1 protein-coding gene and 1 other annotated feature are annotated in these 1309 nt (G+C 47.1%); the gene reads right to left on the bottom strand.

Annotated features, from left to right (window positions below; translation table 11 throughout):
- Positions 1-39 precede the first annotated feature (39 nt).
- Positions 40-1259 (bottom strand): IS3 family transposase gene (locus ACP69U_RS13790; protein WP_426138838.1). Its coding sequence is split into 2 segments (ribosomal slippage): positions 40-974 and positions 974-1259, totalling 1221 coding nucleotides; the frame shifts between segments, so codons are not numbered across the junction.
- Positions 868-984 (bottom strand) — a sequence feature (AL1L pseudoknot). Its footprint overlaps the gene before it by 117 nt.
- Positions 1260-1309 lie beyond the last annotated feature (50 nt).

Raw genomic sequence — 1309 nt, 5'->3', positions numbered from 1 at the left:
TGAACCGCCCCGACTTTATCGGAGGCTTATTTACTTGAGTCAGGCAGCAACACCTGACAGGATTAAATTATCATAATACTGCTTTTCAAACTCAAAAGGTGACACATAACCAATCGTGCTATGCAAACGCTTCTTGTTAAACCAGTCTACCCATTCAAGGGTTGCTAATTCAACATCGTTGACGCCAGTCCAGCTCTCTTTCAAATAATGAATCACCTCAGACTTATATAGGCCATTGACCGTTTCAGCCAATGCATTATCATACGAGTCGCCAGTTGTGCCGACCGAGGCAATAATGCCAGAGTCCTTCATTCTAGAAGTGTAGCGAATGGATAAGTACTGAACCCCGCGATCGCTATGATGGATCACTTCTTTAGGATTATTCCTATCTGTTATCGCTTGATTGAGCGCGGCCATCACCATATCGGTGTTCATGCGATTAGATACTTTCCAGCCCACAATGGCACGAGCAAACACATCAATAATAAAAGCGGTATATACCCAGCCGCTTGTCGTCTTGATATAGGTAAAATCTGCCACCCACAGCTGGTTAGGGCGATGAGCGCTAAAGTTACGATTAACCAAGTCATCAGCACGCTTCTGGTCGTCACGGCTGTTGGTGGTAATCTTACCTTTACCACGCCAGACGCCTTGTAGGTCATGCTGTCTCATTAAACGCTCTACGGTGCAACGAGCAACCTTTAACCCATCAACTTTCATCTGCTGCCAGACTTTACGCACACCGTAACGGCACTTGCTGTCCTGCCAGATGCGTTTGATTTCACTGATGTAGAAGTCGTCATGTTGACTGCGTAATGAGCGCTTGTCAGGGCATTCTTCTAAGTCTTTAGCCCGGTGATAGGTTGATGGAGCAATCGGCAGTACTCTACAGATCAGCTCGACCCCGTAACTATCTTTATGGTCATCAATAAAATCGACCATCACTTTGGTGGGCGGCCGAGCTCCGCCTGGGCGAAAAAAGCCGCGGCCTTTCTGATGATTTCATTAACTTGCTTGAGCTCTTTATTCTCGCGTTCAAGCTCTTTAATACGTTGCTCTTGGCTTTGGGCTTGTACTGAGGCAGGAATGGTTTGGTCTATGTGCTTTTTATGCCACGATCGCAGGGTTTCAGGCGTGCAGCCAATCTTAGGAGCAATGGCTTGAATAGCTGACCAGGTGGAGGGGTAATCGCCTGCCGCTTCAATCAGCATGCGAACGGCGCGTTCTTTAATCTCAGGAGTATAGGTTTGTCTTTTCATTGTCGTATTCTCTCAGAATATTAGGTCTCCGACAATCCCGGGGCGGTTCA

The organism is Psychrobacter sp. TWR1-1-1 (assembly GCF_049895865.1).
Taxonomy (GTDB): domain Bacteria; phylum Pseudomonadota; class Gammaproteobacteria; order Pseudomonadales; family Moraxellaceae; genus Psychrobacter; species Psychrobacter immobilis_A.
This window is presented reverse-complemented; position numbering and strand designations above follow the sequence as displayed.